The organism is Brevibacillus schisleri (assembly GCF_055685845.1).
On sequence record NZ_JBVNDM010000001.1, the window covers coordinates 5,562,377 to 5,585,587 of the forward strand.

Annotated in this window: 20 protein-coding genes and 1 pseudogene; 8 read left to right on the forward strand and 13 right to left on the reverse strand. The window is 48.1% G+C overall.

The features are described 5' to 3' along the window. Positions 1-109: 109 nt before the first annotated feature. Positions 110-1,201 carry a quinone-dependent dihydroorotate dehydrogenase gene (locus ACUUHJ_RS26465; RefSeq protein WP_015893166.1) on the reverse strand — a complete coding sequence of 364 codons (1,092 nt, stop codon included), beginning with the start codon at positions 1,199-1,201 and terminating at the stop codon, positions 110-112. Between the two features lie 151 nt (positions 1,202-1,352). Here ACUUHJ_RS26465 and ACUUHJ_RS26470 point away from each other — a divergent pair, with 151 nt between their 5' ends. From ACUUHJ_RS26470 to ACUUHJ_RS26480, 3 genes are read left to right on the forward strand one after another with little or no spacing between them, the layout of a single operon-like run. Then, entirely contained in the window at positions 1,353-2,453 is a 1,101-nt protein-coding gene (locus tag ACUUHJ_RS26470) for a GerAB/ArcD/ProY family transporter (RefSeq protein ID WP_289674528.1), read from the forward strand. Beyond that, positions 2,443-3,825: a spore germination protein gene (locus tag ACUUHJ_RS26475; RefSeq protein WP_289674529.1), complete on the forward strand. Its 1,383-nt coding sequence runs from the start codon at positions 2,443-2,445 to the stop codon at positions 3,823-3,825. The genes ACUUHJ_RS26470 and ACUUHJ_RS26475 overlap by 11 nt, the downstream gene beginning before the upstream one ends. Next, complete coding sequence (locus tag ACUUHJ_RS26480; RefSeq protein WP_472300427.1) at positions 3,822-5,000, forward strand: Ger(x)C family spore germination protein; 1,179 nt, start codon at positions 3,822-3,824, stop codon at positions 4,998-5,000. Before ACUUHJ_RS26475 ends, ACUUHJ_RS26480 begins: the two co-directional genes overlap by 4 nt. A 63-nt stretch (positions 5,001-5,063) precedes the next feature. On the opposite strand, the gene ald is transcribed toward ACUUHJ_RS26480, so the two are convergent. The 3 genes from ald to ACUUHJ_RS26495 form a co-directional block, all read right to left on the reverse strand. Beyond that, positions 5,064-6,188, reverse strand: coding sequence for an alanine dehydrogenase (gene ald, locus ACUUHJ_RS26485; protein WP_015893170.1), 1,125 nt, complete (start codon positions 6,186-6,188; stop codon positions 5,064-5,066). A gap of 131 nt (positions 6,189-6,319) precedes the next feature. Next, positions 6,320-7,558 (reverse strand): PucR family transcriptional regulator, encoded by a 1,239-nt coding sequence (locus ACUUHJ_RS26490; protein WP_064201559.1) that lies wholly within the window; start codon positions 7,556-7,558, stop codon positions 6,320-6,322. Between the two features lie 81 nt (positions 7,559-7,639). Then, positions 7,640-8,209 (reverse strand): helix-turn-helix domain-containing protein, encoded by a 570-nt coding sequence (locus tag ACUUHJ_RS26495; RefSeq protein WP_472300428.1) that lies wholly within the window; start codon positions 8,207-8,209, stop codon positions 7,640-7,642. Positions 8,210-8,438: 229 nt separating this feature from the next. Between ACUUHJ_RS26495 and ACUUHJ_RS26500 the strand changes: the two genes are divergently transcribed. Next, positions 8,439-9,425 (forward strand): ornithine cyclodeaminase family protein, encoded by a 987-nt coding sequence (locus ACUUHJ_RS26500; protein WP_289674533.1) that lies wholly within the window; start codon positions 8,439-8,441, stop codon positions 9,423-9,425. Positions 9,426-9,492: 67 nt separating this feature from the next. On the opposite strand, the pseudogene ACUUHJ_RS26505 reads toward ACUUHJ_RS26500, so the two are convergent. Next, positions 9,493-9,846: pseudogene (locus ACUUHJ_RS26505) on the reverse strand (response regulator). Between the two features lie 119 nt (positions 9,847-9,965). After that, positions 9,966-10,157: a hypothetical protein gene (locus tag ACUUHJ_RS26510; protein WP_289674536.1), complete on the reverse strand. Its 192-nt coding sequence runs from the start codon at positions 10,155-10,157 to the stop codon at positions 9,966-9,968. A 173-nt stretch (positions 10,158-10,330) separates the two neighbouring features. Here ACUUHJ_RS26510 and ACUUHJ_RS26515 point away from each other — a divergent pair, with 173 nt between their 5' ends. Beyond that, the gene (locus ACUUHJ_RS26515; protein ID WP_472300429.1) at positions 10,331-11,341 is read left to right on the forward strand and encodes a BMP family ABC transporter substrate-binding protein; all 1,011 of its coding nucleotides are present in this window, start codon (positions 10,331-10,333) and stop codon (positions 11,339-11,341) included. A 5-nt stretch (positions 11,342-11,346) separates the two neighbouring features. Then, on the forward strand, positions 11,347-13,167 hold the full coding sequence (locus ACUUHJ_RS26520; protein WP_472300430.1) for an ATP-binding protein: 1,821 nt from the start codon (positions 11,347-11,349) through the stop codon (positions 13,165-13,167). On the opposite strand, the gene ACUUHJ_RS26525 is transcribed toward ACUUHJ_RS26520, so the two are convergent. Next, positions 13,164-13,964, reverse strand: a complete 801-nt coding sequence (locus ACUUHJ_RS26525; RefSeq protein WP_199927370.1) for an alpha/beta hydrolase family protein — start codon at positions 13,962-13,964, stop codon at positions 13,164-13,166. The two genes, ACUUHJ_RS26520 and ACUUHJ_RS26525, sit on opposite strands and share 4 nt — an antisense overlap. Positions 13,965-13,969: 5 nt before the next feature. Beyond that, entirely contained in the window at positions 13,970-14,857 is an 888-nt protein-coding gene (locus ACUUHJ_RS26530) for a LysR family transcriptional regulator (RefSeq protein ID WP_472300431.1), read from the reverse strand. Positions 14,858-14,976: 119 nt separating this feature from the next. Here ACUUHJ_RS26530 and ACUUHJ_RS26535 point away from each other — a divergent pair, with 119 nt between their 5' ends. Beyond that, positions 14,977-15,363: a rhodanese-like domain-containing protein gene (locus ACUUHJ_RS26535; RefSeq protein ID WP_289674540.1), complete on the forward strand. Its 387-nt coding sequence runs from the start codon at positions 14,977-14,979 to the stop codon at positions 15,361-15,363. 52 nt (positions 15,364-15,415) lie between these two features. Here ACUUHJ_RS26535 and ACUUHJ_RS26540 read toward each other — a convergent pair whose 3' ends face one another. The 5 genes from ACUUHJ_RS26540 to ACUUHJ_RS26560 all read right to left on the reverse strand — a co-directional run bounded on the left by ACUUHJ_RS26540 (position 15,416) and on the right by ACUUHJ_RS26560 (position 22,237). Continuing rightward, on the reverse strand, positions 15,416-15,829 hold the full coding sequence (locus ACUUHJ_RS26540; protein ID WP_016742888.1) for a S1 RNA-binding domain-containing protein: 414 nt from the start codon (positions 15,827-15,829) through the stop codon (positions 15,416-15,418). Between the two features lie 127 nt (positions 15,830-15,956). Next, positions 15,957-17,075, reverse strand: coding sequence for an acetate/propionate family kinase (locus ACUUHJ_RS26545; protein ID WP_289674541.1), 1,119 nt, complete (start codon positions 17,073-17,075; stop codon positions 15,957-15,959). Positions 17,076-17,136: 61 nt separating this feature from the next. Next, positions 17,137-17,640 carry a VanZ family protein gene (locus tag ACUUHJ_RS26550; RefSeq protein WP_087347681.1) on the reverse strand — a complete coding sequence of 168 codons (504 nt, stop codon included), beginning with the start codon at positions 17,638-17,640 and terminating at the stop codon, positions 17,137-17,139. A 108-nt stretch (positions 17,641-17,748) separates the two neighbouring features. Further along, positions 17,749-20,997, reverse strand: coding sequence for an efflux RND transporter permease subunit (locus ACUUHJ_RS26555; RefSeq protein WP_472300433.1), 3,249 nt, complete (start codon positions 20,995-20,997; stop codon positions 17,749-17,751). Further along, positions 20,990-22,237 carry an efflux RND transporter periplasmic adaptor subunit gene (locus tag ACUUHJ_RS26560; protein ID WP_289674543.1) on the reverse strand — a complete coding sequence of 416 codons (1,248 nt, stop codon included), beginning with the start codon at positions 22,235-22,237 and terminating at the stop codon, positions 20,990-20,992. Before ACUUHJ_RS26560 ends, ACUUHJ_RS26555 begins: the two co-directional genes overlap by 8 nt. Before the next feature lie 265 nt (positions 22,238-22,502). Between ACUUHJ_RS26560 and ACUUHJ_RS26565 the strand changes: the two genes are divergently transcribed. Next, positions 22,503-23,195, forward strand: a complete 693-nt coding sequence (locus ACUUHJ_RS26565; protein ID WP_015893185.1) for a CoA transferase subunit A — start codon at positions 22,503-22,505, stop codon at positions 23,193-23,195. Positions 23,196-23,211: the final 16 nt, after the last annotated feature.

Genomic DNA, 23,211 nt, shown 5'->3' on the forward strand with positions numbered 1-23,211 from the left:
CACATCATTATACCGGATCACTACATAAATCGGAAGAATATAAGCAAAAACGCATAAGTAGATGACCCACTACAAACGGAACCATCTACCTATGCGTACTTTGTTCTATCTATTCTTTTGCGTCTACGCCAATTACTTCACTAATATGTTTAAAACCATCGCGTTGCATGAGCTTGAGCAGTTTTTTGTTGATTTGTTTGGCGATACCTGGGCCCTGATAAATCATCCCCGTATACACCTGAACAAGACTGGCTCCTGCCCGGATTTTCGCGTAGGCGTCTTCCCCATTATAAATACCGCCGACACCAATGATTGGTACCTTGTCTCCTACTTCTTGATAAATCTCCTTCACCCAAGCTGTGGAACGCTCTGTAAGAGGTCTACCGCTCAGTCCGCCCGCTTCCTCGGCAAAGCGATGACCAGAGACGGCCTCGCGTGACAGTGTCGTATTGGTCGCAATAATTCCGGAAATGCCTTCTTCTACAGCAGCGTGAACAACATCGCGCATGTGCTCATCTGACATGTCTGGCGCTACTTTCAGCAAGATCGGCTTTTTCTTGATGGAACGCCCTTCCATTTCGGTTGCCTTTTCTTTTACTGCACGCACCAAATGACGCAAGCTCTCCGTTTCCTGCAAGTCACGCAGATTCGGGGTATTCGGAGAGCTGATGTTAATGACGAAATAGTGACCGTATGCATAGAGCATGTCCATACATTTGCTATAATCGACGGCCGCTTCTTCATTCGGCGTTACTTTGTTTTTCCCAATGTTAATCCCAATCGGAACATCTGAGTATGCGTAATCGACCAAATGCTGGGAAGCCAGATACGCACCGTGATTGTTGAAGCCCATCCGGTTAATGACAGCTTGATGTTCCGGCAATCGGAACAATCGGGGCTTTGGATTGCCTGGCTGCCCCTGCGGCGTCAATGTCCCGATTTCCACAAACCCAAAACCAAGAGCACCCAACGCATGATAGACTTCTGCATTTTTATCAAAACCGGCTGCAAGTCCGACTGGATTCGGAAACGTCATTCCCCACAGCTTGTTCTCCAATCGCTGGTCTTTTACCTGATAGATCATCTTCAGGATGCTTTTGCCTGGAGCAGAATCCTCCACCAGCCTTAAGGCACCAATTGTCTTTTCATGAATCTCTTCCGCATCTTGTTGGAACAGATATTTTCTTATGAGCTGATACATCGGCTGCACTCCTTACTCCGTTTCTACCTTTTTACCTCATAGTAGAATACCATACTTTTTCGGGAGGATGTAACCTTTATACGTGATACATATTTCCAAGTAAGCAGGCAAATCCTAACAGCACCACCACGCATAGGGGGATTAGTCTTTCATGAAAGTGGACGGAAAAATCGGGATTGGTCAAGCCATTATGGTGATGATGCTGACGATCGGCATTACGAACCACGTAACCGTCATTCCCCTCTTACTGAGTAAAGCCGGAAGAGATGCTTGGTTGAGCGTGTTGCTTGCTGGTATTCCTTTTTCCTTGTGGGTGTATCTATTGTTTGTAATCAATCGAACAATAAAGCAACAAGCCTTGTATGAATGGCTTCAGCAGCGAACAGGAAATATTGTCAGCCATCTCTTACTCACTCCGATCATGATCTGCCTGTATTTGATGGCGTTAACCAATCTGATCGATACCCAGACATGGACTACCGTCAACTATCTGCCTCGCACACCCGAGTGGGTGACTGCAATCGCCTTGATGGGCTTATGTGTGCTCGCTGCTATCGGGGGAATGACCTCCGTTGGTATCACAGCAGGAATTCTTCTGCCTATTGTTGTGTTGCTTGGATTTTTCGTCGCTTTTGGCAATATTCCCAAAAAGGATTATAGTCTTTTACTGCCGCTATTCCAGAACGGTTATCGTCCTCTGCTAGTGGGGACGCTCTACTTTGGCGGCGGTATTACCGAGCTGTTTCTGTTGCTATTGCTTCAGCATCACGTCCGAAAGCCACTCCGCCTCGTACACTATTTCGTTATGCTCGGCATCACGCTTCTGTTGACACTCAGTCCGTTGACGGGGGCTATTGCAGAATTCGGACCGGTCGAGTCTGCGCGTCAACGTTTTCCGGCATTTGAACAATGGCGGCTCCTCACCATCGGAAAAGACATCGAAAATATGGAGTTCTTCTCGATTTTCCAGTGGCTCTCTGGCGCTTTTATTCGAATCACCATCTGCTTGCTGCTCCTGGGAGAATTACTCACGATCCATACCAGAAAACAACGCAAATACACGATCCTGTTTCTCGGAGGGAGCATGATCGCATTTACCAGCCTCCCGTATAGCGACATGCAGTTCGTTTCCTTCCTAACGTACGTATACTATCCGCTTTATTTCGTCATTATGATCATTGTCACACTCGCACTCATCCTGATTTCCCTGCGCAAACCACCCAAACAGGAGGGAATAGGCCATGACCCTTGAAGAGGAACTGCGAGCAAAATTCGCGCATTGTGCGGACGTCATTTTTATGCGCACAGTCACATCCGAGGATCAGCCAGTGCTAATGCTTTATTGCGAAGGACTTGCAGACGTTCGCCAATTACAAGATACGGCATTACCACAGATTGAACGTTTCCTGACTGAGGGAGATTTGCGCTCCTTGCCCCTCATCCCCATTTTCACGGATTCAGAGCTGTGGATTGAGCGACTTTTCGCTGGAGATTTGCTGATTTTCATTGGTGATACTCCTCCCTTCGCCTGGGATATTTCTAAGCGGCCAGAGCGCGGCACTGAGGAAGCCAATACGGAGATTTCGATCAAAGGTCCCCGGGACGGTTTCGTTGAGGATATTTCCACGAACGTTGCACTCATTCGCAAGCGTATGCGAACCATTACCCTGGCTTATGAGCCTTTTATTCTCGGAACGCGTTCGCGCACAAGAGTCGGCATGATGTATATCACAGACGGGGTATCTGAAGATCTGGTAGAGATGATGCGCGAAAGACTCCGCAAATGTACGTCAAAAAAAATTATGAACAGCGCCATTCTGGAAAAAATGCTGAGCGACAACACTCGTTCGGTGTTTCCCTTGGTTAATTATACGGGACGTCCTGATTTTGCGATTTATATGCTGCTGCAAGGCAAGGTCATCGTGTTGGTAGACGGTTCGCCCTTGTGCATCGTGGCACCTGTAACCTTGCTGGAACTGATCAAAACTCCTGAAGACGATCAATATCCGGTTACCTATGTATGGCTGGAACGCATGCTGCGACTGGGGGGATTTTGGATCGCAATCTTCCTGCCTGGCTTCTGGATTGCCCTGTCCGCCTATAATATTGAGCAATATCCGTTTCAATTGCTCGCTACCGTTACCCAAAGCAGAAAAGGGTTACCGTTTTCCGCGCCGATGGAGCTATTTATCATTTTATTTATTTTTGAGTTTCTGCGTGAGGCAGGTGCCCGTCTGCCCAAAAACGTCGGGCAAACACTGGCACTTGTCGGTGCACTGATTATCGGCGATGCCTCCATTCGTGCAGGACTTACATCACCGTCGATGCTGTTTATCGGCTCCCTTACCGTCGTCGCCTCCTTCACACTGGTCAATCAGGCATTAAGCGGCGCGGTAACAGTTGTGCGTTTTGCCGTTTTCTTCCTTGCTGCAACCATCGGCATGTACGGCTTTGTACTCGGAATGATTGCCATTGTGTACTACTTGTCCACCTTGACCTCGTTTGGTAGATCGTATATTTTGATGGGTTCTTCCAACTCTGTGTCCACGCTGATCAATGTCATGTTTAAGTCCTTGACCAGCTTTTTTCGGACGAGATTTGCTAAAGGTGGCGATAACAAATGAAGGGCATGCGCATCGCTTTTACTGTGCTGCTGTTGGCATCCATTCTTCTTGGGGGTTGCTGGGACCAGAAATCACTTCAGGATCTTCGCTACTTATCTGCCATGGGCATTGATTACGTCAACAATGAGTATGTTATCTACGCCCAATCCACCGACCTGTCTACCGTCGCGAAACAGGAATCATCAACCACTCTTCAAGCACCACCTGCGACCATTTCGATCGGAAAAGGAAAAACACTTCAATCTGCCTTTGATAACCTGCAAAAAAACGCACAGGTACCCGTATTTCTAGGCTTTGTATCCTCCCTCGTATTTCATGAGCGTCTCTTGCAAAAGGGCGTTATTACCTCCCATGATATTATGAATCGATACGGTTTGATTCGTTACACCAAATGGGTATTCGGAACACGGGAGCCGATTGACAAAGTGTTAAGCTCTCATTCTTTGGTCGGATTTTCTCCATTGGACTCTCTCTTGCATCAGCCAAAGGATGTTTACGAGCAGCGTTCGTTTATCGAGCCGACCCAATTTTTTCGGTTTATCTCGGACTTTTGGGAGCCGTCAAGCACCGTGTTATTGCCAAACATCACGCTGTACAAGCGTTCCTGGAAAGAAAATAACCGTTTTATTTCTCGTCTCTCCATCGATGGCATCCACGCCATTCATCGTGGAAATTGGCAGGGTTACTTTCCCAATCGTGATTTAATGGGGATCCGGTGGATGAATCCTGAAACGAAATTTGCTGGCCTCGTTGTGAGACAAAACAACATTCCCAAAGCAACCATGCGCATCGAGCACGTTCAATTGGACATCATTCCGATTACCACCGGAGAGCATCCTCGTTATCAGGTCCATGTTCGTCTAAAGGGGTTCGTTCGTGAAATGTTGAGTACGGTTACGCCTGCTTTCGTACAAAAAAGCTCCGAAGAACAGGTAGCCAAGCAAATTCGCGGGACGTTTCTAAAAGGAGTCAAGGCAGGGGTTGATCTATATAGCTTAGAGGAGAGTTTGTTTAAAAAGGACTACCAGGCTTGGCGAAAATACGAAATACGTAAGCGCAATAAGCTCACACCTGATTCCCTGACACAAATCCAGGTGCATATGTACTTAAGTGATTCTGGAAAAATGAAGATGGATTCGGTTAAATACCCTGACCCGCTTCGGCCGACTGAATAAATAAAAAAACTGCTTGCCGTAAGCTCGGACAAGCAGTTTCTTCATTTCTATTTACCGATGAAGCTAGTTTTTCACCAGCAAAACTTCTTCGATAGAAGCATACGGCAGGTTATGCGCATCAGCGACAGCTTTGTAAGCTACTTTTCCGTCAATGACGTTTACGCCTTTTGCCAATGCTTTGTTGTCGCGAATTGCTTGTGCGTAGCCTTTGTTTGCCAATTGTACCGCGTAAGGAACGGTTACGTTGGTCAGGGCCAATGTAGATGTACGAGCGACTGCACCAGGCATGTTCGCTACCGCGTAGTGAATCACACCATGCTTCTCATAGGTTGGCTTGTCATGAGTCGTGATGCGGTCAACGGTTTCGATCGATCCGCCTTGGTCAATCGCAACGTCTACGATCACTGAACCAGGTGACATTTCTTTTACCATGTCTTCTGTTACCAGACGTGGAGCACGAGCACCTGGAATGAGTACAGCGCCTACCAGCAAATCTGCTTTTTTCACAGCGTTTGCGATGTTGAAGGAATTGGACATCAGCGTCTGAACTCGGCCTTGGAACAGGTCATCCAGTTGGCGCAGACGGTCTGCGTTTACATCGATAATGGTTACATTTGCACCCAGTCCAAGCGCCATTTTCGCTGCGTTTGTTCCTACGATCCCGCCACCGATTACGACTACCTCGCCTTTTGGCACGCCTGGTACGCCACCGAGCAGAACGCCTTTTCCACCGTATTGCTTTTCCAAGAATTGCGCGCCGATTTGAACGGACATGCGACCTGCTACTTCAGACATCGGCATCAACAGAGGCAGAGCGCCATTGTCGAGCTGGATGGTTTCGTAAGCGATTGCAATTACTTTTTTATCGAGCAATTCACGAGTCAATTCAGGCTCTGGTGCGAGATGCAAATACGTGAACAGAATCAGACCCTCGCGGAAATATCCGTATTCAGCAGGGAGTGGTTCTTTTACTTTCATGACCATGTCAGACGCCCATGCCTCTGCTGCTGTTTCTACGATCTCAGCGCCTACTGCCTTGTAATCTTCATTCGTAAAACCACTGCCTTGCCCTGCGCTTGTTTCTACACGAACGGAATGTCCGTTTTGCACCAGAGCAGCTACACCTGCTGGAGTAATGGCTACGCGGTTCTCATTATTTTTAATTTCTTTTGGAATTCCAACGATCATGATAAGTATGTCCTCCTTGGAAACGCCAATTTCTTTGCGGTTACTATTATTGTACAGCGTATCTTCGGGCATACTCCTTGGAGATTCCTTTAATTTTAGCGTCTTTTCATTTGTGAAAATTCACAAACAAACTACTGTTCCCCATCTAATTTGGCTATTTTCAACTCTAAATATAAGGCAGCCCGCTGGTTCATATTGTCGAGATCGACACGCATGATCTCCTCAATTCGTCTCAGTCGGTAGCTCAACGTATTGATGTGGATATGCAGGCGCTCTGCTGTCTTGTTGACCTTGCCAGCGGCATCCAAAAAAGTCTCCAATGTCGTCAAGAGTGTGGTCTGGTTGTCGCGATCGTACTGTCTGAGCTTTTCCAGCCGTTCATTCTGATAGCCCTGCTCCTCTTCCCACTGCTTCAGTTGAAGTAAATATCGATAAATCCCCAGCTCGTGATACCCGTGAATCCCTTCATTTTCCTGAGGAAACAGCTTTTTGATCTTGAGTGCATGCAGCGCTTCCCTGTAGCTTTTCACAATATCCGTATAAGACTTGTAATCTCTCCCGTACCCGGCAATCACCTGGCGTCCTTCTGTGACATGTGCTTCGAGCTTGCCGAGCGAGTCTGCGAGGAACTGTTCCACCTTGCGAATGAGCACATCACTCTTCTCTTTTTTCGCATCGGACAGACCGATTAATAAGATGATTTGCGATCCGTCGACAACCCAGAGCAGCTTGTCACGCATTAACAATGGATACAAGTACTGGTCCAGACGGGCTCCTGCCGCTTCAATAATACAAATTAAATAAGAGGTCGGAAGCTGCATCTGCAAGGTGTCCGCTTTTTGGCGAATGCCAGCCTCACTGCTGTGATTCCCCAGCAACAGCTCCCACAGAAACTCCTTGCGTCGCTGTTCTTCCGCCTTGCGTTTTCCTTGCCGTTGGATGAGACGCGAGACAGCTACGCGTGCTGCCTGACGAAGAATTTCATCATCTTCCTGGGTAATTGGTCGATTCACCTCTTGTGCCCAAATGTAACCGAGCACGTCGCTCCCTCTGCGAATGGCAATCGCCACACGCTTCCCCAAGCCGATTTCGTCCTTGGCCGGGATGTGTACGGGGTTGTCGTGCGTTAACAGCTCCTGGAATACGCCGTCCTTCCAGAGGCGCGTCAGCACTTTTTCCGGTACCCGTCGCCCCATGATGGTAGACCAGCGCGCTTCATCTGTGCTTTCTCCGTGTGAGCTGTAAGCAATCAGTTTATGATCGGCATCTTCAACCGTAATCGGATTTTGCAAAAGTTCTCCAATGACATCAGCTAATTCGTCGATATCAGCATGCTGATACTGTTGAAAATAGTTAGGCTCTACGGGCACACTTTCACCTCTTTACCGCTCTTTTCTACGTGTTCCTCTATTATAGTAAAAAACATGACATTGCTAAACGCTCTCGCTCCATTAATGAGGAGCGGTCGAAATCCTGTCGCTGTCATGCGAATTGACACAAAGGAATCTGGTGACCTCGCCTGTACGGTTCACCCAGTTGTGTGGCACGGATGAATCCATGTGAATGCTGTCACCAGGGAACAAATCATGCTCCTCTTCCCCCAGTAAAACAGTCAGCACACCCTCCAGGACATAAATAAACTCCTGCCCCTGATGAACAAAAGGCGTGCCTTTTTCTCCATGCGGGGATAGCGTGACGAGAATCGGTACCAACGTCGGATTCGCCAAATCACTGGACAGGTCCTCATACACAAAAGGGGCATGCAGAAGCCCAGATCGCTCCTTGCTCGCCCTGCGTACCTGCTCATTCCCTCCACTCGACTCGCCCGAAAAGAAATAGCCTGGGCTCACTCCCAAGGCTTCCGAAATTTTTTTCAATGACTCCAGCGTAATGGAAGACTTCCCACGCTCTACTTGGGACAAAAAGCTGATCGACAGCTGTGTTTTTTCCGCAATTTGTTTGAGTGTCTTCTTTTTGCCGACACGAAGCGATTTGATTAATACACCAATGGTGGGTTCCATTTGCATACCTCGCCGTAAAAAGGATAGGTCTATCATACTCTTTCCCGAAAAAAGTTGTAAAGTTAGCATAAGTATCAATTTTTACTATTGCTACCAATTGTGTTGCATTTTATAATTTTTATTATTATCTGAATTTGCGATTGTTTTATTTTTGAAAATTGAAGTGTTACTTCAATATCTGAAACAAATGATTGAGATTTGGACGAATCCTGATGAAAGGATGAATGTCATGCTCGTATTAAGCCGTGAAAACATTGAACAAATCTACTCGATGAAAGATTGCTTGGAAGATGTGGAACACGTCTTCCGTGAGCATATGCTAGGAAATGTCACCACCCCTGTTCGTACTGCCATTGACCATCCGAAATACGGAGCAACCAGTCTATACATGCCGTCCTATTTGGAAACGGACGATTATGTAGCCGTAAAAATCATCAGCATTTTCCCGGAGAATCACCAGCACGAGATCAAAGCACTCCAAAGTGTCATCGTGTTGACGGAAGCAAAAACGGGACAGCATGTGGCGATGATGGACGCGAGCCTATTGACGATTATGCGCACAGGTGCAAGTAGTGGCGTTGCAACCAAATACTTGGCAAAAGAAAATGCGCAAAGCTGCGCTGTATTGGGATGCGGGGCCCAATCCATCGGACAGATTCAAGCCGTCATGGAGGTCCGTCCGCTGACAAACATTTATCTCTATAACCGCACACGTCAGAAAGCGGACGAAATGAAACAAACACTACTCTCCCTCTATCCGGAGTGGCAAGGCGAAATCACGGTTATGGATGTTGCCAATGAAGCGGTTGCGAATGCCGAAATCGTGATTTGCAGTACCAAGGCTACCAGCCCGTTGTTTGATGGAGCACACTTGCGTCCTGGTACGCATATCAATGCCATCGGTGCTTTTCTTCCTCATATGCAGGAGGTCGACTTGACTACCGTACAAAACAGCAAAGTCGTGGTCGATACACTGGAGGGAGCCCGGCACGAAGCAGGCGATCTGCTCATTCCGGTTGAACGCGGGGAATGGAGCTTTGAACAAATGCACGCTGAGCTGGGAGACATTTTGATCGGGAAAAAGCCCGGCCGAGAAAACGAGGAAGAAATCACGCTGTATAAATCAGTGGGTGTTGCCTACCTGGACACAGCCGTAGCCAAAACGGTCTATGAACGGGCGAAAGCAAGCGGCATGGGAACAGAAATCAGCTTGTAAAATCTCCTCTGATAGAAAAACAGCCGCCTTCCCAACCGGGATTTGGCGGCTGTTTGCTTTTTCCTGTTTACAAAAGTCGTGCGATTGCATCGAGAATCTGCTCTTTTTGAAAAGGCTTTACGACGAAATCACTCGCTCCTGTCCTCATCGCTTCCAGCACCTTCTACCGGTGCCCGACTGCCGAGCAGATCAAAATTTTGGCATCACGGTCAAAATCAAAGATGTGACGCATGGCTTCAATCCCGTGCATGTGCGGCATAGTAATATCCATGGTGACAATATCTGGCCTGAGCTCCTTGTACTTTTCAATTGCCTCTAAACCATTGCTCGCTTCTCCACAAACTTCATGTTGCTCGCCTAACATATCCGTCAGCACCCTTCTCGTGAAGGCTGCGTCATCTACTATCAGCAATCGGGCCATGCAATCTTATCCCCTCGCATCTCGCTTGCTATTCTACCTCCTACTTTTGCAGAAATCGCAAGCCTTGTCCACGAGAGAAAATGACTTCTTTTGTCGAATGGAGTGAAATCCGATCGGCTTTATGAAATAAATCCGATTCGCTCACTGCTCTTATTCGAATCGCTCTCGCTGGCGAGTTCGGCTGTTCCGCTCGACGCCAGAGGACTTTCTGGTTTTGGGTGTGGAGTAGTCTCTCCAATCTCCGGTCGATCGACCTGTGTAACCTCATCAGGAATATGAATCTGGGGGATTTCCACCATATCGTTTTCCATCGCGTGTACGCCTCCCTTCTGTTCCCTCTTGGCAGGGGGATATGTTCTCCATATGCTTAGCCTGTCCGTATCCCTTTTTTCCATGCACAACCCTCAGAGAACCGATATAATAGGCATGACGTATATCTATATTTTCAAGTGGATGATGCTTTTTTTCTATGGAGGAATCCCGCATGCCAAAGCTGCTGCCATTTCCCGTCTTATTTACTGGTTTGGTAGTCGGGCTGCTTCTGCTCATTTCCAGTCAATTCGTTACAAGTATGAAGCATCTCGATAAAGTCATGAATAAAAGCAGCCATTCTTCTGACAAAGTGCGTGTCGCCCTATTGCTGGAGGGTCCCACATATGATCAGGGCTGGAACAGCAGTGCACTGGAGAGTATGACAGAACTGCAAAAAAGATTTAACTTTTCACTCGAAATCGCCAATAATATAAAACCGGAGCAGATCAGAAAGGTGGCTGAGAAATATGCAGCCAACGACTATGATCTCATACTCGGTCATGGCCTCATCTTCTCTGATCCTTTTACAGACGTAGCGCTTCGCTATCCGAAATCACACTTTGTTTCCTTTAATGGAGAGGCTCCGCATCCGAATCAAACAACGATTCGTTACGATATGAAGCCTGCCGGCAAGCTCGTCGGTATCCTTGCCGCCAAAATGACGAAAACGAATAAAGTCGGATACATCATGGTGGACAAGCCCACTGAGTTAACGCAAGTAGAAGGATTTATCGAAGGTGTGAAAAAGGCATCGCCCAACACTACTATCGTTATTGGAAAGGTACCTGATTTCAATGATAGTACGGGGGCCATTCGCACGACTCGCAACATGATTTCGCAGGGCGTGGATGTCATCTACACCACAGGCGACAGCTTCAATCTCGAAGTGATTACAGAAGCGCAGCGGGCAGGAGTATTTACTATCGGATATATTGCCGATCAACGCTACATCGCTCCAGAATATGTGCTGGCCTCCATGATGCAGGATGTTCGTCAGTGCTACCGCATCATCATGGAACAGTTTATTCAAGGGGATCTCCCCAATGGAAAAGTCATGTACGGACTTGCAGAAGGGGTCAACCATCTCAGTCAATTCGGACACATGGTGCCAGAAAATGTACGTAAAGATTTAGAACGGGAACTGCAAAATCTCATTCCTTCCCGTGGCTCGTATGGAGGTTAATCAGCATGCCCCTTTTCAGCAATCTCGGATTTCAGAAAAAAATCATGCTCAGCTATCTCGTAATGATGCTTCTTATCGGTTGCGTAACGACCCTTTTCAGTTATCAAATGACCAAAGTCACCTCTGATGAAGTGTATTTAACGCAAAACCTCTTACCGCAAACGAGTGCCTTATTGGAAGTCAAAAACCAGATATACACCAAGACATATGCCTTGAACATGTATACATTGACACGCGACGAGTCTTACCTGGATCAGTACTATACAAATCTAATCGATACGGCGCGCTTTTCCTCACTTCCCAAAACCGAAGCCAACAGTGGCTTGTTTACCATTATTGAATCGATATCAAAACTGGACTTTATTTTTCTGAACAAAATCAATCCGTTGCTGCAGGCAGGGAATGTTCCTGCCGTCAGCTATGTCCTTACTAATGAAGTACAGCCATTGCTCGATCGTTTGGAACGGGACCTGTCTTTTTCACTTAATCAGCTGGAGTATCAGACGAATAAAGAGTTTCAGGATTCGAATGAGAGCATCAAAGTTTCGTTGATTCTGACCTATACGGTTTCCGTAGCCTCTATCTTGTTTGGGCTATTCTGTACGTTTTACTTCCGCAATGAGCTCTTGCGCCCGATTCAGTCTCTCATGCAACAAGCCCGCGAAGTATCGAAAGGAACATTCGGTCAGCAAATCGTCTATACCCATCAAGATGAATTTCTTGAGTTGGCGCAGGAGTTCAATAAAATGTCGAGTAGCATCGCCAATCTATTCGCGCAAGATGAACGGCAACGGCAAATTTTGACCGAAGAAAAAAACATCCGGGAGCAAATCTTAAACTCCCTGCCTGTTGGGATTATTACCCGTTCCCATGCGACAGTCGGTCTTCATGTAAACCAGTTGGCGCAGCATTTAGTCAAGCTCGACGATCACGGCTACCCGGTGTCCAAGAATTCCTTTGAAGCACCCACAAGCAATGAGCCGACTCCCTGGTTCGTCAATCGCAAAATGACCTTGTACAAAAAAGACGATACACCATTCATTGCCCTGGTCTCCTACATCCCTTTGCACAATCATCACCACGATCAGGAAACCGGGTGGATGGTCGCCTTCTTGGACATTACGGAGCAGGAGCAAATTCAAGAGTACTTGAATCAATCTGAGAAGCTGGCCATGGTCGGTCAGCTAGCAGCGGGAGCCGCTCATGAAATTCGCAATCCGCTAACGGTCATCTACGGCTTTATTCAGCTATTAGAACAGCGTTTATCTGATCAAGAGCGCGATTTGTACTATTTGCCCTTAATCTTGCAGGAAATTGAACGGGTCAACCGCATCGTGACGGAGTTGTTGATGCTCTCCAAACCATCCAAGCCCGATTATCGCGAGGTTGCGCTAACCGGTGTCATTCATTCGATTCTTCCCTTGATGAATGCCGAGGCTATGCTGCATGGGATTGAAATCGTAGACCGCTGTGATCCGAGCATTCGCATTCACGTCGATGTCGAGCAATTAAAGCAAATCCTGTTAAATTTAATGAAAAACAGCATTGAAGCCATGAAAGACGGTGGCGTTCTCTCCATCGAAAGCCGCCTGGATGATCAAGCTGTCCATATTCATGTCAGAGACACGGGAGAAGGCATTCCCCAAGAATATCTGGTGCGTATATTCGATCCGTTCTTCTCCTTAAAAGAGGATGGGACTGGACTGGGGCTGCCAATTTCGCGGCGAATGGTGGAAAACCACGGTGGGGAGCTGCACGTGAACAGCAAACTGAGGAAAGGAACGGAAATCATCATTACGCTGCCGCTTACACCAAAAGAAGATTAGGCTTGCGCATCCAGCCAAGCGAACATCTTGCGCGTATACATCTCCATATCTTCCCCGACAAACAGATGGCTGGCCCCTTGCGCCAGCCATTTCTCATACGGTTTACCTGCCAGCGTCAGCGCATCTGCCAATTTATGAGCATGCTCCACTCCCACATTCTCATCTTCCGTTCCATGTATGATTAGCACAGGACAAGAAATCTCGTCTATCCGATACAAAGGTGTCCGATCGCGATAAGCATCCTCCTGCTTTCGCGGATGACCGATGATTCTGCGCAGCATCCTTCTCAGATCAACCCGCTCCTCGTAGGTCAAAAACATGTCGCTGACACCACTCCATACGACACAAGACAGCATACCCTTGCACTCTATCGCGGCAAACAAAGCCATGATACCACCGCGTGAAAAGCCGTAGACGCTGATTCGCTCCTTGTCTACCCTCTCCAGTCTGCGGAGCAATTCAAATGCGGCAAACACATCATGCCTGTCTGCCCCACCGAATTCATCCCGGCCCTCTCCGCCTTCGTTCCCACGGTAATGAGGAGCGAGAATCACGTAGCCAAAAGCAGCCATCTGACTAATTCTCTCGGGTCTGACGCGTCCTACACCTTTAATCCCGCCTCGACAATACAGGAGAGCCGGCAGACATGCTCCCTCCTGAAAATACACCTCTGGCACAGCCAATGCAGCTTTTACCAGCAAGTCTTGACTGTAGTAGCTGACGGTATAGAGCCGCACTCCCGGATAGACTGTCTCCTCAGGTGTACATGCGACAAATGGTGAAATATCTAGCTGCATCCTGCTCACGATTCCTCTCTCTGTGATCTCGTAATCGTATCCACAAGCGTCACCATCGAAGGTGATAGCCATTTCTTTTTATGATAAACAAGCTGAATGGAAAACGGCGGCTTATCCCACTGAAACGGGATGGCTGTGAGCACCCCTTCTGCGAGCTCTCTCTGGACCGCCATAAACGGCAGCAATGCCACACCCAAGCCACAGCGTACACACTGCTTGATCGCTTCCGGATTACTGAATTGGCAGGCGATTCGTTGGGTCATCCCAGCCTCACCAAAAGCCTCCAGCAGCATGCCCCGATACGTACAGCCTTCTTCGGTCAATACAAGCGGCTCTACGCCCAAATCATGGACTGTGAGTACAGTTGCGGTTGTGAATCGATGGGCGGGTGGCATGACGACCACCAATTCTTCCTCGCGAATGACGTGGGTGACTAACTCAGGGTCTGTGCAAGGGCGATCGAAAATGATCCCGAAATCGAGATAACCATCCCTGATCTGTTGCACGATTTCTGCTTCTCCAGCCGTCCGCAATACTAGATCAACCTGAGGATATTGCTGGCAAAAAACCTGCAAATACGGCGGCAGAAAGAACGCCGCCAGTGTATCGATCGTTCCAATGGCAATGGGACCTGTCGTCTGTTGCTTGATCACTTCTTTAGATTCCCCATACAGGCGAATCAATTCCCGTGCGTACGGCAGCAAGGCTTCTCCTGCTTGGGTCAGTCGCAGCTTGCGTCCATATCTTTCAAATAGCGGGGCTCCATACGACTGCTCCAGCTTTTGCATTTGTGCCGTTACCGTCGGTTGAGCATAGCCCAGTTCTTCTGCTGCCCGTGTAAAGCTCCCATACCGGGCTACTTCGCGAAAAGTATGTAAATAGACCAGCTCCATCCCGCTTCCTCCCATAGAAATTAGTAATGATCCTTATTACATAGTATAGATAACTGTGATGATTGCTTCAATGCTATGCTGTGTGCATCACCATCACATGTAACGAGGAGGATTTTGATATGTCCCTTGTTTTGCAAACACCCGCCGCATCACCTGAAGTAGCCCGCACTCATTTTCTCGACAAGCTTTCTCTTGAGACAGATGTCTCTGATGTATGGAGTGACATTCAGAACGGTGTGGAAAACTTCTACATCCTGGATGCTCGCAGCGAGAAAGCGTATCGGGATGGTCACGTTCCCGGTGCTCTGAATCTCCCCCATTCGCTTATTTCCACTGAAACGACGGCTGCTCTGGACCCGACCAAGCTCCTGGTCATCTATTGCTGGGGTCCCAACTGCAACGGTGCTGCAAAGGCTTGCGCCAAACTGGCCGCTCTTGGCTTTCGGGTAAAAGAGATGCTCGGTGGGTTTGAATACTGGGAAAGGGAGGGGAATCCTCTCGAATAGGAAACGCAAAAAAGGACGGGGCTGATCCCGTCCTTCTCAGTTATCGCAAGGCTTAGTAGCCGCGTTTTGCGTTCTTTTTGTTGATTGTCGCAAGGTTCTCTTCGCTATGCTTCAACCATTTTTTCATCTTGTCTTCGAAAGAAGCTCCGCTATCTCGTTTTGCATTCCCTCCGCGGTCGCCTCCACGATATCCACCGCCACGGCGCTCTTCACGTTCCGGACGCTCAGGCGCTGGGAGTGCTGCGCGAACCGAAAGCGAGATTTTACCTGCATCATCAATGGAGAGTACTTTTACCTTTACTGGTGCCCCCACGGTAAAGTGATCATTGATATCCTTAACAAAACCGTTTGCTACTTGGGAAATGTGGACCAGCCCCTGCTCCGTTTCGCTGACTGCTACAAACATCCCAAACGGTTTAATCGCTGTCACTTTTCCTTCGATGATGCTTCCCACTTGTACTGCCATCCAGTTTGCACTCCTTTTATTTTTTCAGAAAAATGGTGAGAACCTCAAACCAGAAGCCTCATTCTCTTAGTATAGCAGAGAAATTCCAATACTGAAAAGCCTATTCTTTCTAGGTGCATATTCCAAGCTAGTTATGACCCAGTTCAAAGGCATCCATTGCCATGACAAGTTCTTCATTTGTCGGGATGACCATGACTTTTACCGGGGAGTATTTCGTGCTGATGAATGCCTCACCTTTGCTGCTGCGATTTGCCTCACGATCCAGGTTTACCCCGGCAAATTCCAGGCCAGAGCACACCAAATCACGCACAGCAGCACTATTTTCTCCAACCCCTGCTGTAAAGATAATGCCGTCGACTCCATTCAAGCGAGCAAGGTACAGTCCCACATGCTTATGTAGAATAGTAGTAAATAATTCCAGAGCAAGCTTGCTGCGGATATGCCCCTCTTCTGCTTTTTTCATAACGTCGCGCAAATCATTGGATACACCCGATACGCCCATGAGACCGCTCTTGTTATTCAGAATCTTGATAGCGCCAGCCGTGTCGGTCCTTTCAATTTCCTCAATATACGGAATGATACCTGGGTCAATGTTTCCACTGCGGGTACCCATGGACAAACCTGCCAATGGTGTCATACCCATCGACGTATCATAAGATTCACCATTTCGGATCGCCGTGATACTTACCCCGCTTCCGATGTGGCAGCTGATCAGACGAAGCTGCTCCTTCTGGCGACCCATCATTTCTGCGGCACGGCCCATTACATAGCGGTGAGACGTTCCATGGAAACCGTATTTGCGAATGCCGTATTGTTCGTAGTATTCATAAGGCAGTGCGTACAAATACGAGGATGGTGGCATGGTTTGGTGAAATGCTGTGTCAAAAACAGCTACGTGAATCAAATCAGGAAACAGACTTTGAGCAACTTCAATCCCGGTTAGGTTAATGGGGTTATGAAGCGGGGCGAAACGGGACAAATTACGAATTTCTTCTTTTACTTGGTCATTGATAATAACGGACTGCTTAAATGCTTCTCCACCGTGGACAACACGATGGGAAACGATATCTATCGAATATTGTTTGAGGGATTCAAACACTCCCCGAATCGTATTTTCATATTGGTCACGCTGGATTTGTTCCAAATAATCATGCGCAATCAATGTCTTGGAAGGCATTTCATAAAGCTTGTACTTCACCGAAGAACTTCCGCAGTTCAGTACAAGGACATTCTTTTTTTCTCCCACGATCTAATCCACTCTCCAATCGTTCGTCACAGCCTTCTCTCCCATAGGATGGATAGGCTTCCTACATTTTATAACGATGTGCTCTTCGTGAATACAGGTAATTGAGAGCAATTATCAACAACATCGTGACAGATCCAGCTGCATCGAGCAAAACATCCTGCACCATTCCGGTTCGATCCGGTGTAAACGTCTGGTGCCATTCATCCAAAGCTGCCGTCATCACACTGCAAAAAGCGCTCCAGGGCAGTGCTTGCCCAAACGAGAGATGATGCGAAAACACGCGATACCAGCTAAAAGCCAAGAGGGCAAAAACAGAAAAGTGTATCCCTTTCCGTAAGAAGAACTCGATAAAACCAGCCGCGCCCTTTTCTTCCAGGCTCACATCCTTGCCTCCGTAAGGAATGGATATGTCGCCTATACGGTTCTGTAAGCTCTGTTCGTCCACTAGCTTGTCTATCGTCCCTCGCATGTCTTGCTTGGCGTATGGCTGTGATGAAGAAATAAATAACCCGAGCAGAATCGCAATCAAAAGCAAGTAATCCCATACTTTTCGATATCGACGCACGTGTTGCTACCCCCTGCTTTCGATTCTCTTTCTATCTTACCATGACGCATACCTGGTACGTTGGTTACAGCTACGTGAACGATTGAAAATGAAAAACGCCAACCTATTTTAGCGGTTGGCGTCATGTGTAGAAGAAGAAAGAGGCAGGAAGTCCTCTTGTACAGGGACATAGTCCCGGGAATTGTGATTCGAGGCTTCGGCTTGCCCTGTTTTGGGTGAGCGGGCCTGTTCCCGTTTTCTTTCTTTGAAATCACGGCGACGTACTTTGTTGTTTTCCCACCATATCCGCAAATGACGAGCGAGGATCGGCAAGGACATTTCAGAATCGGCAGCCTGTCTTTGCACAGCTGCATACTGCATACCAGGAAGAAGTACCATGGTGGCAAAAGCCCCCATTAGAATGCCAAACAACAATACGCTGGCAAAGGACGCAAACGAATCGTTTCCTTCACCCAAACCCCCAGCAAGTGGAAGGCTGGCTAACGCGATCGCGACATATATCCCCGCTTGATTGGCCATGGTGTTTTTGGTCCCCAGCTTGATACTGTCCCAAACTCGCTCCTGTTCGGCTTGGGCCTTGTACAGCTCATCCATCGTAAGAAGTGCCTGCAAAACGATGACGGCAATGGCAGCCACCATACCATAGAAGCTCATAATGTTCATAGGTCGATCCAACCACAGCAATCCCAGCGCAAAGCCTCCAGACAAGATTGGCAAGAGAACGAGGACAAATAATCCGTCGCGTGTTCTGCGTTGCAAAAACAAGCTCATGATAAGTACGAGGGCAACCAGGCTGCCAATCGTCAAGAACCGACTGCTCCAATCAACCTTGTTGAGTTTTGTCTCCTCCAATTCCTCCAACTCATTGTCGTTATATACCGTGTAGCCTTCGGGTATCTCCACCTTTTCTTGCATGGAAGAAGGAATGATGTAAGACCACAGCTCAATTCGACTTGGGTCTGAGACGGCACTGCTTACCTTGAAGACATACAGTCCATCTTCCCGTTGATAAACGGGCGGTTCGCTGCCGATCGACCAATCTACCAGTTCAGATAATCGCACATTACCTTGTGATGTTCGAATCAAAATATGTTTCACCTGATCCGGATAGTCCATCCACCTGTCAGGGAATCGGACGTGGATAGGTACCTGACGCTCGTTCCAATAGACACTGCCAGCTGTTTTTTCTCCCAAATAGCTCTCCAGCTGTCTCTTGATCTCCTCCTGCGTAATCCGGTAGCGTGCCAGCATCTCTTGTTTCGGACGAATGTCGATTATGGTCCCCTCTGCACCCGGACCGATTCTTTCATCGGTTACAAGTTCTCGCCCCTCTTTATCCTTCGCAGTCTGCTTTTCCATGAATGCCAATACTTCATTGGCAATGTTCTGCGTTGTTTGCAAGGATGGTCCCATGATCGTCAAGACGAGACGAGTTGCCTTATCTTTATTAATGACCAGCGCAAACGGATCTGTCTGAGGAATATCTCGCAGCTCTTTGTCCAGTACTTTTTCCAGCTCAGAGACTGATTGCGTCCAATCGTATTTATCCACGAGCTTTAGTTGAAAGCTCAGGTTTTCTTCGGAGGCAATCGTGTAGACATCTCGGACTTCGTCAATGGCGAGTAAACGCTCCTCAGCTATTTGTGCTGCCCGCATGGCCTCATCGATGCTGCTTCCCTGCACCATTGGCAATGAAAGCGTCTTGTTGCCATAATCAAGCTTTGCGTAGGGATCAACGAGAATAAACGATTTGAGCAAAAAGACAAAGACAAGCGAGGCAACCAGTGTGATTCCATAAGCCAAATACCCCTGTTCCACCAGTCGTTTCCAGCGATCTTGAAAATAACTTGTCACTTTATTGGAAGCCCGTGGCGTTTCCTCCTCTATTCGTACGGAAGCTTCCAACCACGTTCCTGTCAGTACCGGCGTGATAAACCCATAGATAAGAATAAGAGCAAACGTCCCCAGCAAAAGTACTGGCCAGGCATCGTACAAGACAACCTTGTCTTCTGCCTTTAGGAAATCAGTGAAAACGATACCTGTCCAACAGGCTGCCACTACCACAACCGTAAGCAAAAACGGCTTCATCAACCCCCACGCCACTTGCAAACAACGAACAAACGAGTACGAGGACACCCCTGAAAACCGATGAAACAACGCAGAGCTTGCTCCTGTGAACAATAGCGAAAACAACACGAGTGGCCCAAGTGTGGAGATCGTCAATGGGATTCCCCAAAGCCACATGCCCCCAAGAACAGTGCCGACCGCTAGAATGTTTGCCAAAAGCGCAAGTACAGCCCCTGCCCATTGTTTTCGGGTCAGGTACAAAAAGAGTGAACAAATGACAGCGGTTAAAGCCGCCAGTGTTCCAAGCTGTCTCAATGCAGCGGTGATTGTTTGCGCGTCGTCATGAAACAAATCGAGGCGGTATTTTCCACCTGAAGCCTGATTCAACTCACCAACTGCTTCCTTTACTTGCTTGCTGATAACAGGCAATTGCCCGACATCTGCTGCGTACACCGTGATTCCTAAGGCAGGCGAGCCTCGATACATCCCGATTTGTTCGCCTTTGCTCCCGCGCCGATCACGAATGTCAGCCAACGTATGTAATGACACGTATCCTTTAGCGGTGGAGATCAAGTACTTACCCAGATCTTGCAGCCCTTCCGATTTACTCGTCCATTGAATCCTGGTTCGATCCTTATCTGCTCCAACAGAGCCTACCTCTTCTCCAACCACATCTGTCGGCAGCTGCGACAGAACATCAGCAGGTGTGAGCCCGTAGGCGAGTAGCATGGACGGTCGGAAAATGATATCTACCTGCTCCTTCAAGGCTTGCTTGTCCATTTCGATGCGAGCGATTCCTGGCAGATTGATCAGTTTGTCGTAGACCGTATTTTGAGCAACGTCAGACAAGGTCTGCAAGTCCGTGCCGTACAGGACATAAAAGCCAATTTTGTTATCGGCCAAATTGCTTTGACTGACGCTCCACTCCTTTACTGGCAGCTGCTTCGTGATCTCTCCCAGCTTCTTATCCAACCGTTCCTTGTAATCCGAACCGATTTGTTCCGATGTTTTTACAGTGATAACCGCCGATCCCGTCCGAGATTCCGTAGCAATCGTAAGCACACTGCCTAATGAACGTACTGATTCCTCTACTTTTCTCGCGACCGATTCATCTACTTCCGCAGAAGAGAGCTTGGGTGCCGAGAGACTGATTGTATATTCAGGCACAGACCGATCCGGAAAAGTCTTGATATCCAGCCCGAACCAGGCTCCTACCGCAAGTAGACAGCAAATGACCGCCAGAATGCGGGCAAAGGAGGGGACAGTCGCTAAAAATGTCTTGTTATTCATCCGCCACCTTCACCGCCTCACCATCCACTACATACGACAAGCCTGCAGCGACAATCTGATCACCAGGCTCGAGACCTTCCACTACCTCATAGAAGGTTCCTTGCAATGCCCCTACTTTGACAAACGTCTTTTCCACTAAATGTTCATTGATTTTCATGACGTAATATTCTTCATCAGAGACACCGATGCTGCTAACAGGAACGAGCGCAACGTTTGACGCTGGCAGCGGATACTGACAAGTAACAGCCATGCCACCCTTCCACGCTACTTTCTTGCCGTCTACGGTCACCTCGACTGGATAAGATCCCAAGCTGGTATCCATAACAGGTGAGACAAACGTCACTTTTCCTTCTGCTTCACTGCCGTCCGGAGCCTTCACCTTTACGACTTTCCCTGCCTGCCAATGGGCGATTTGCTCCCTTTCTATATGTAGCTTGACAAGCCATGAGCTCGTATCGACCATTCGAATGACCTCTGTTCCAGGTCCAGCTTGCTCCGACGCTGTCTTGGAGATCGCTGCAACCACACCTGTAAACGGAGCCTTGATCACCGCATCAGCCGCTTCCTGCTTCGCGCGGCTCAATTGAACATTGGCCTGCTGGATGCTTGCATTCGCTTCTTCGATGTCCAGTGGATCGGCGCCCTTCAGCAGGTTGTTGTACGCCACTTGTTCTTCTTCCAGACTAAGCTCGGCCTGTCGCAGTGCAGAGGCCAGCTTGTCTTTGTCATCCTTCGAGATGGCTCCATTCGCATACAAAATCTCTGCTTTGGAGAGCTCGTCGCGAGCTTTTTGCATCTGTTCTCGCGCTTTTTCTACCTGTAGCTTCTTGGTTTGCACCTCATGACTCTCCGGTCCCTTGGCGGCCTTTTCCCGCTTGATCGCAGCACTTGCTACCTGTCCTTGGGCTGCGTGAATACCTTGCTGCAAGGCCGTTCCATCTAATGTCGCCAACGTCTGCCCTGCCTTGACAGTGGCTCCTTTTTCAACGAGTATGCCTGAAATTTTGCCTGAGGCGCCAAACGATAAAGCCAGCTCCTGACGCGGTGCCACTACACCTGCTACCTCCATCAGTCGCTCATCCTTGCCATTCTCCACCGTATACGCACTTACCGTTTTCAGCTTGATGACCGTTTCTTCTCTCGTCCGTTTCAGACTTGAGACATCCTCATTTAGCTTTTCGCACCCTACGAGCAGCAGGACCACAACCGTGAGACTTATCCATTTATTCGTATTTTTCATTCCTGCAACCCCACATTTCCCCTCGAGTCTTCCTATACTGACCAAAAAAACGACGAATATTGACAAAATTTATTTTACAGAAAAAAATGGTATAGTTGTACTACTTTTCTGTCATTTTACATTATTTTATATAATCCAAATGTCTCGTCACTTGTTTGTAACTCGTATCTAGTATGATAGAAGGGCAGGAAAACAGGGCACTGCATCGCCCTTATTGTTAACGCTTACAAAAATCCTTTATTTTTTCATGGTGGGAGTGATCGTCATGGCCAAAATTTACACTTCTTACACGGACATCGTGGCTGATATTCACGATGGTGCCACTTTATTAGTGGGCGGCTTCGGACTGGTAGGAATTCCGGAAAATCTGATTATCGCCCTGCGGGACAAAGCAGTGAAAAACTTGACAGTTGTCTCAAATAACTGTGGGGTAGATGACTGGGGACTTGGTCTCCTTTTACGTGAAAAGCAAATCAAAAAAATGGTCTCCTCTTATGTGGGTGAAAATAAGGAATTCGAGCGTCAATTTTTGTCCGGCGAGCTCGAAGTCGAGTTGACGCCACAAGGAACACTGGCAGAGAGAATTCGTGCAGGTGGAGCTGGTATTCCGGCATTCTATACCCCAGCCGGAGTCGGTACACCTATTGCTGAAGGCCGGGAAACCCGCGATTTCGCAGGGAAAGAGTACCTGCTTGAGTATGGCATCACGGGGGATTTCGCACTGATCAAGGCGTGGAAGGCTGACAAGATGGGCAATCTCGTCTTCCGCAAAACAGCCCAAAACTTCAATCCGATGATGGCAGCAGCCGGAAAAATCACCATCGTCGAGGTGGAAGAAATCGTAGAGACAGGTGAACTGGACCCTGAGCATATTCACACACCAAGTGTTTATGTGCAACGTGTGATACAGGCACCTTCGTTCGAGAAACGCATCGAACGACGCACAGTCCGCTCATAGAGAGCAACAGAGAGAA

Bases quoted from the DNA above. Each gene is read 5' to 3' on its own strand.
- ACUUHJ_RS26465 (WP_015893166.1), bottom strand. From the start codon at position 1,201: ATGTATCAGCTCATAAGAAAATATCTGTTCCAACAAGATGCGGAAGAG.
- ACUUHJ_RS26470 (WP_289674528.1), top strand. From the start codon at position 1,353: ATGAAAGTGGACGGAAAAATCGGGATTGGTCAAGCCATTATGGTGATG.
- ACUUHJ_RS26475 (WP_289674529.1), top strand. From the start codon at position 2,443: ATGACCCTTGAAGAGGAACTGCGAGCAAAATTCGCGCATTGTGCGGAC.
- ACUUHJ_RS26480 (WP_472300427.1), top strand. From the start codon at position 3,822: ATGAAGGGCATGCGCATCGCTTTTACTGTGCTGCTGTTGGCATCCATT.
- ald (WP_015893170.1), bottom strand. From the start codon at position 6,188: ATGATCGTTGGAATTCCAAAAGAAATTAAAAATAATGAGAACCGCGTA.
- ACUUHJ_RS26495 (WP_472300428.1), bottom strand. From the start codon at position 8,209: ATGGAACCCACCATTGGTGTATTAATCAAATCGCTTCGTGTCGGCAAA.
- ACUUHJ_RS26500 (WP_289674533.1), top strand. From the start codon at position 8,439: ATGCTCGTATTAAGCCGTGAAAACATTGAACAAATCTACTCGATGAAA.
- ACUUHJ_RS26510 (WP_289674536.1), bottom strand. From the start codon at position 10,157: ATGGAAAACGATATGGTGGAAATCCCCCAGATTCATATTCCTGATGAG.
- ACUUHJ_RS26515 (WP_472300429.1), top strand. From the start codon at position 10,331: ATGCCAAAGCTGCTGCCATTTCCCGTCTTATTTACTGGTTTGGTAGTC.
- ACUUHJ_RS26520 (WP_472300430.1), top strand. From the start codon at position 11,347: ATGCCCCTTTTCAGCAATCTCGGATTTCAGAAAAAAATCATGCTCAGC.
- ACUUHJ_RS26525 (WP_199927370.1), bottom strand. From the start codon at position 13,964: ATGCAGCTAGATATTTCACCATTTGTCGCATGTACACCTGAGGAGACA.
- ACUUHJ_RS26530 (WP_472300431.1), bottom strand. From the start codon at position 14,857: ATGGAGCTGGTCTATTTACATACTTTTCGCGAAGTAGCCCGGTATGGG.
- ACUUHJ_RS26535 (WP_289674540.1), top strand. From the start codon at position 14,977: ATGTCCCTTGTTTTGCAAACACCCGCCGCATCACCTGAAGTAGCCCGC.
- ACUUHJ_RS26540 (WP_016742888.1), bottom strand. From the start codon at position 15,829: ATGGCAGTACAAGTGGGAAGCATCATCGAAGGAAAAGTGACAGCGATT.
- ACUUHJ_RS26555 (WP_472300433.1), bottom strand. From the start codon at position 20,997: ATGAATAACAAGACATTTTTAGCGACTGTCCCCTCCTTTGCCCGCATT.
- ACUUHJ_RS26560 (WP_289674543.1), bottom strand. From the start codon at position 22,237: ATGAAAAATACGAATAAATGGATAAGTCTCACGGTTGTGGTCCTGCTG.
- ACUUHJ_RS26565 (WP_015893185.1), top strand. From the start codon at position 22,503: ATGGCCAAAATTTACACTTCTTACACGGACATCGTGGCTGATATTCAC.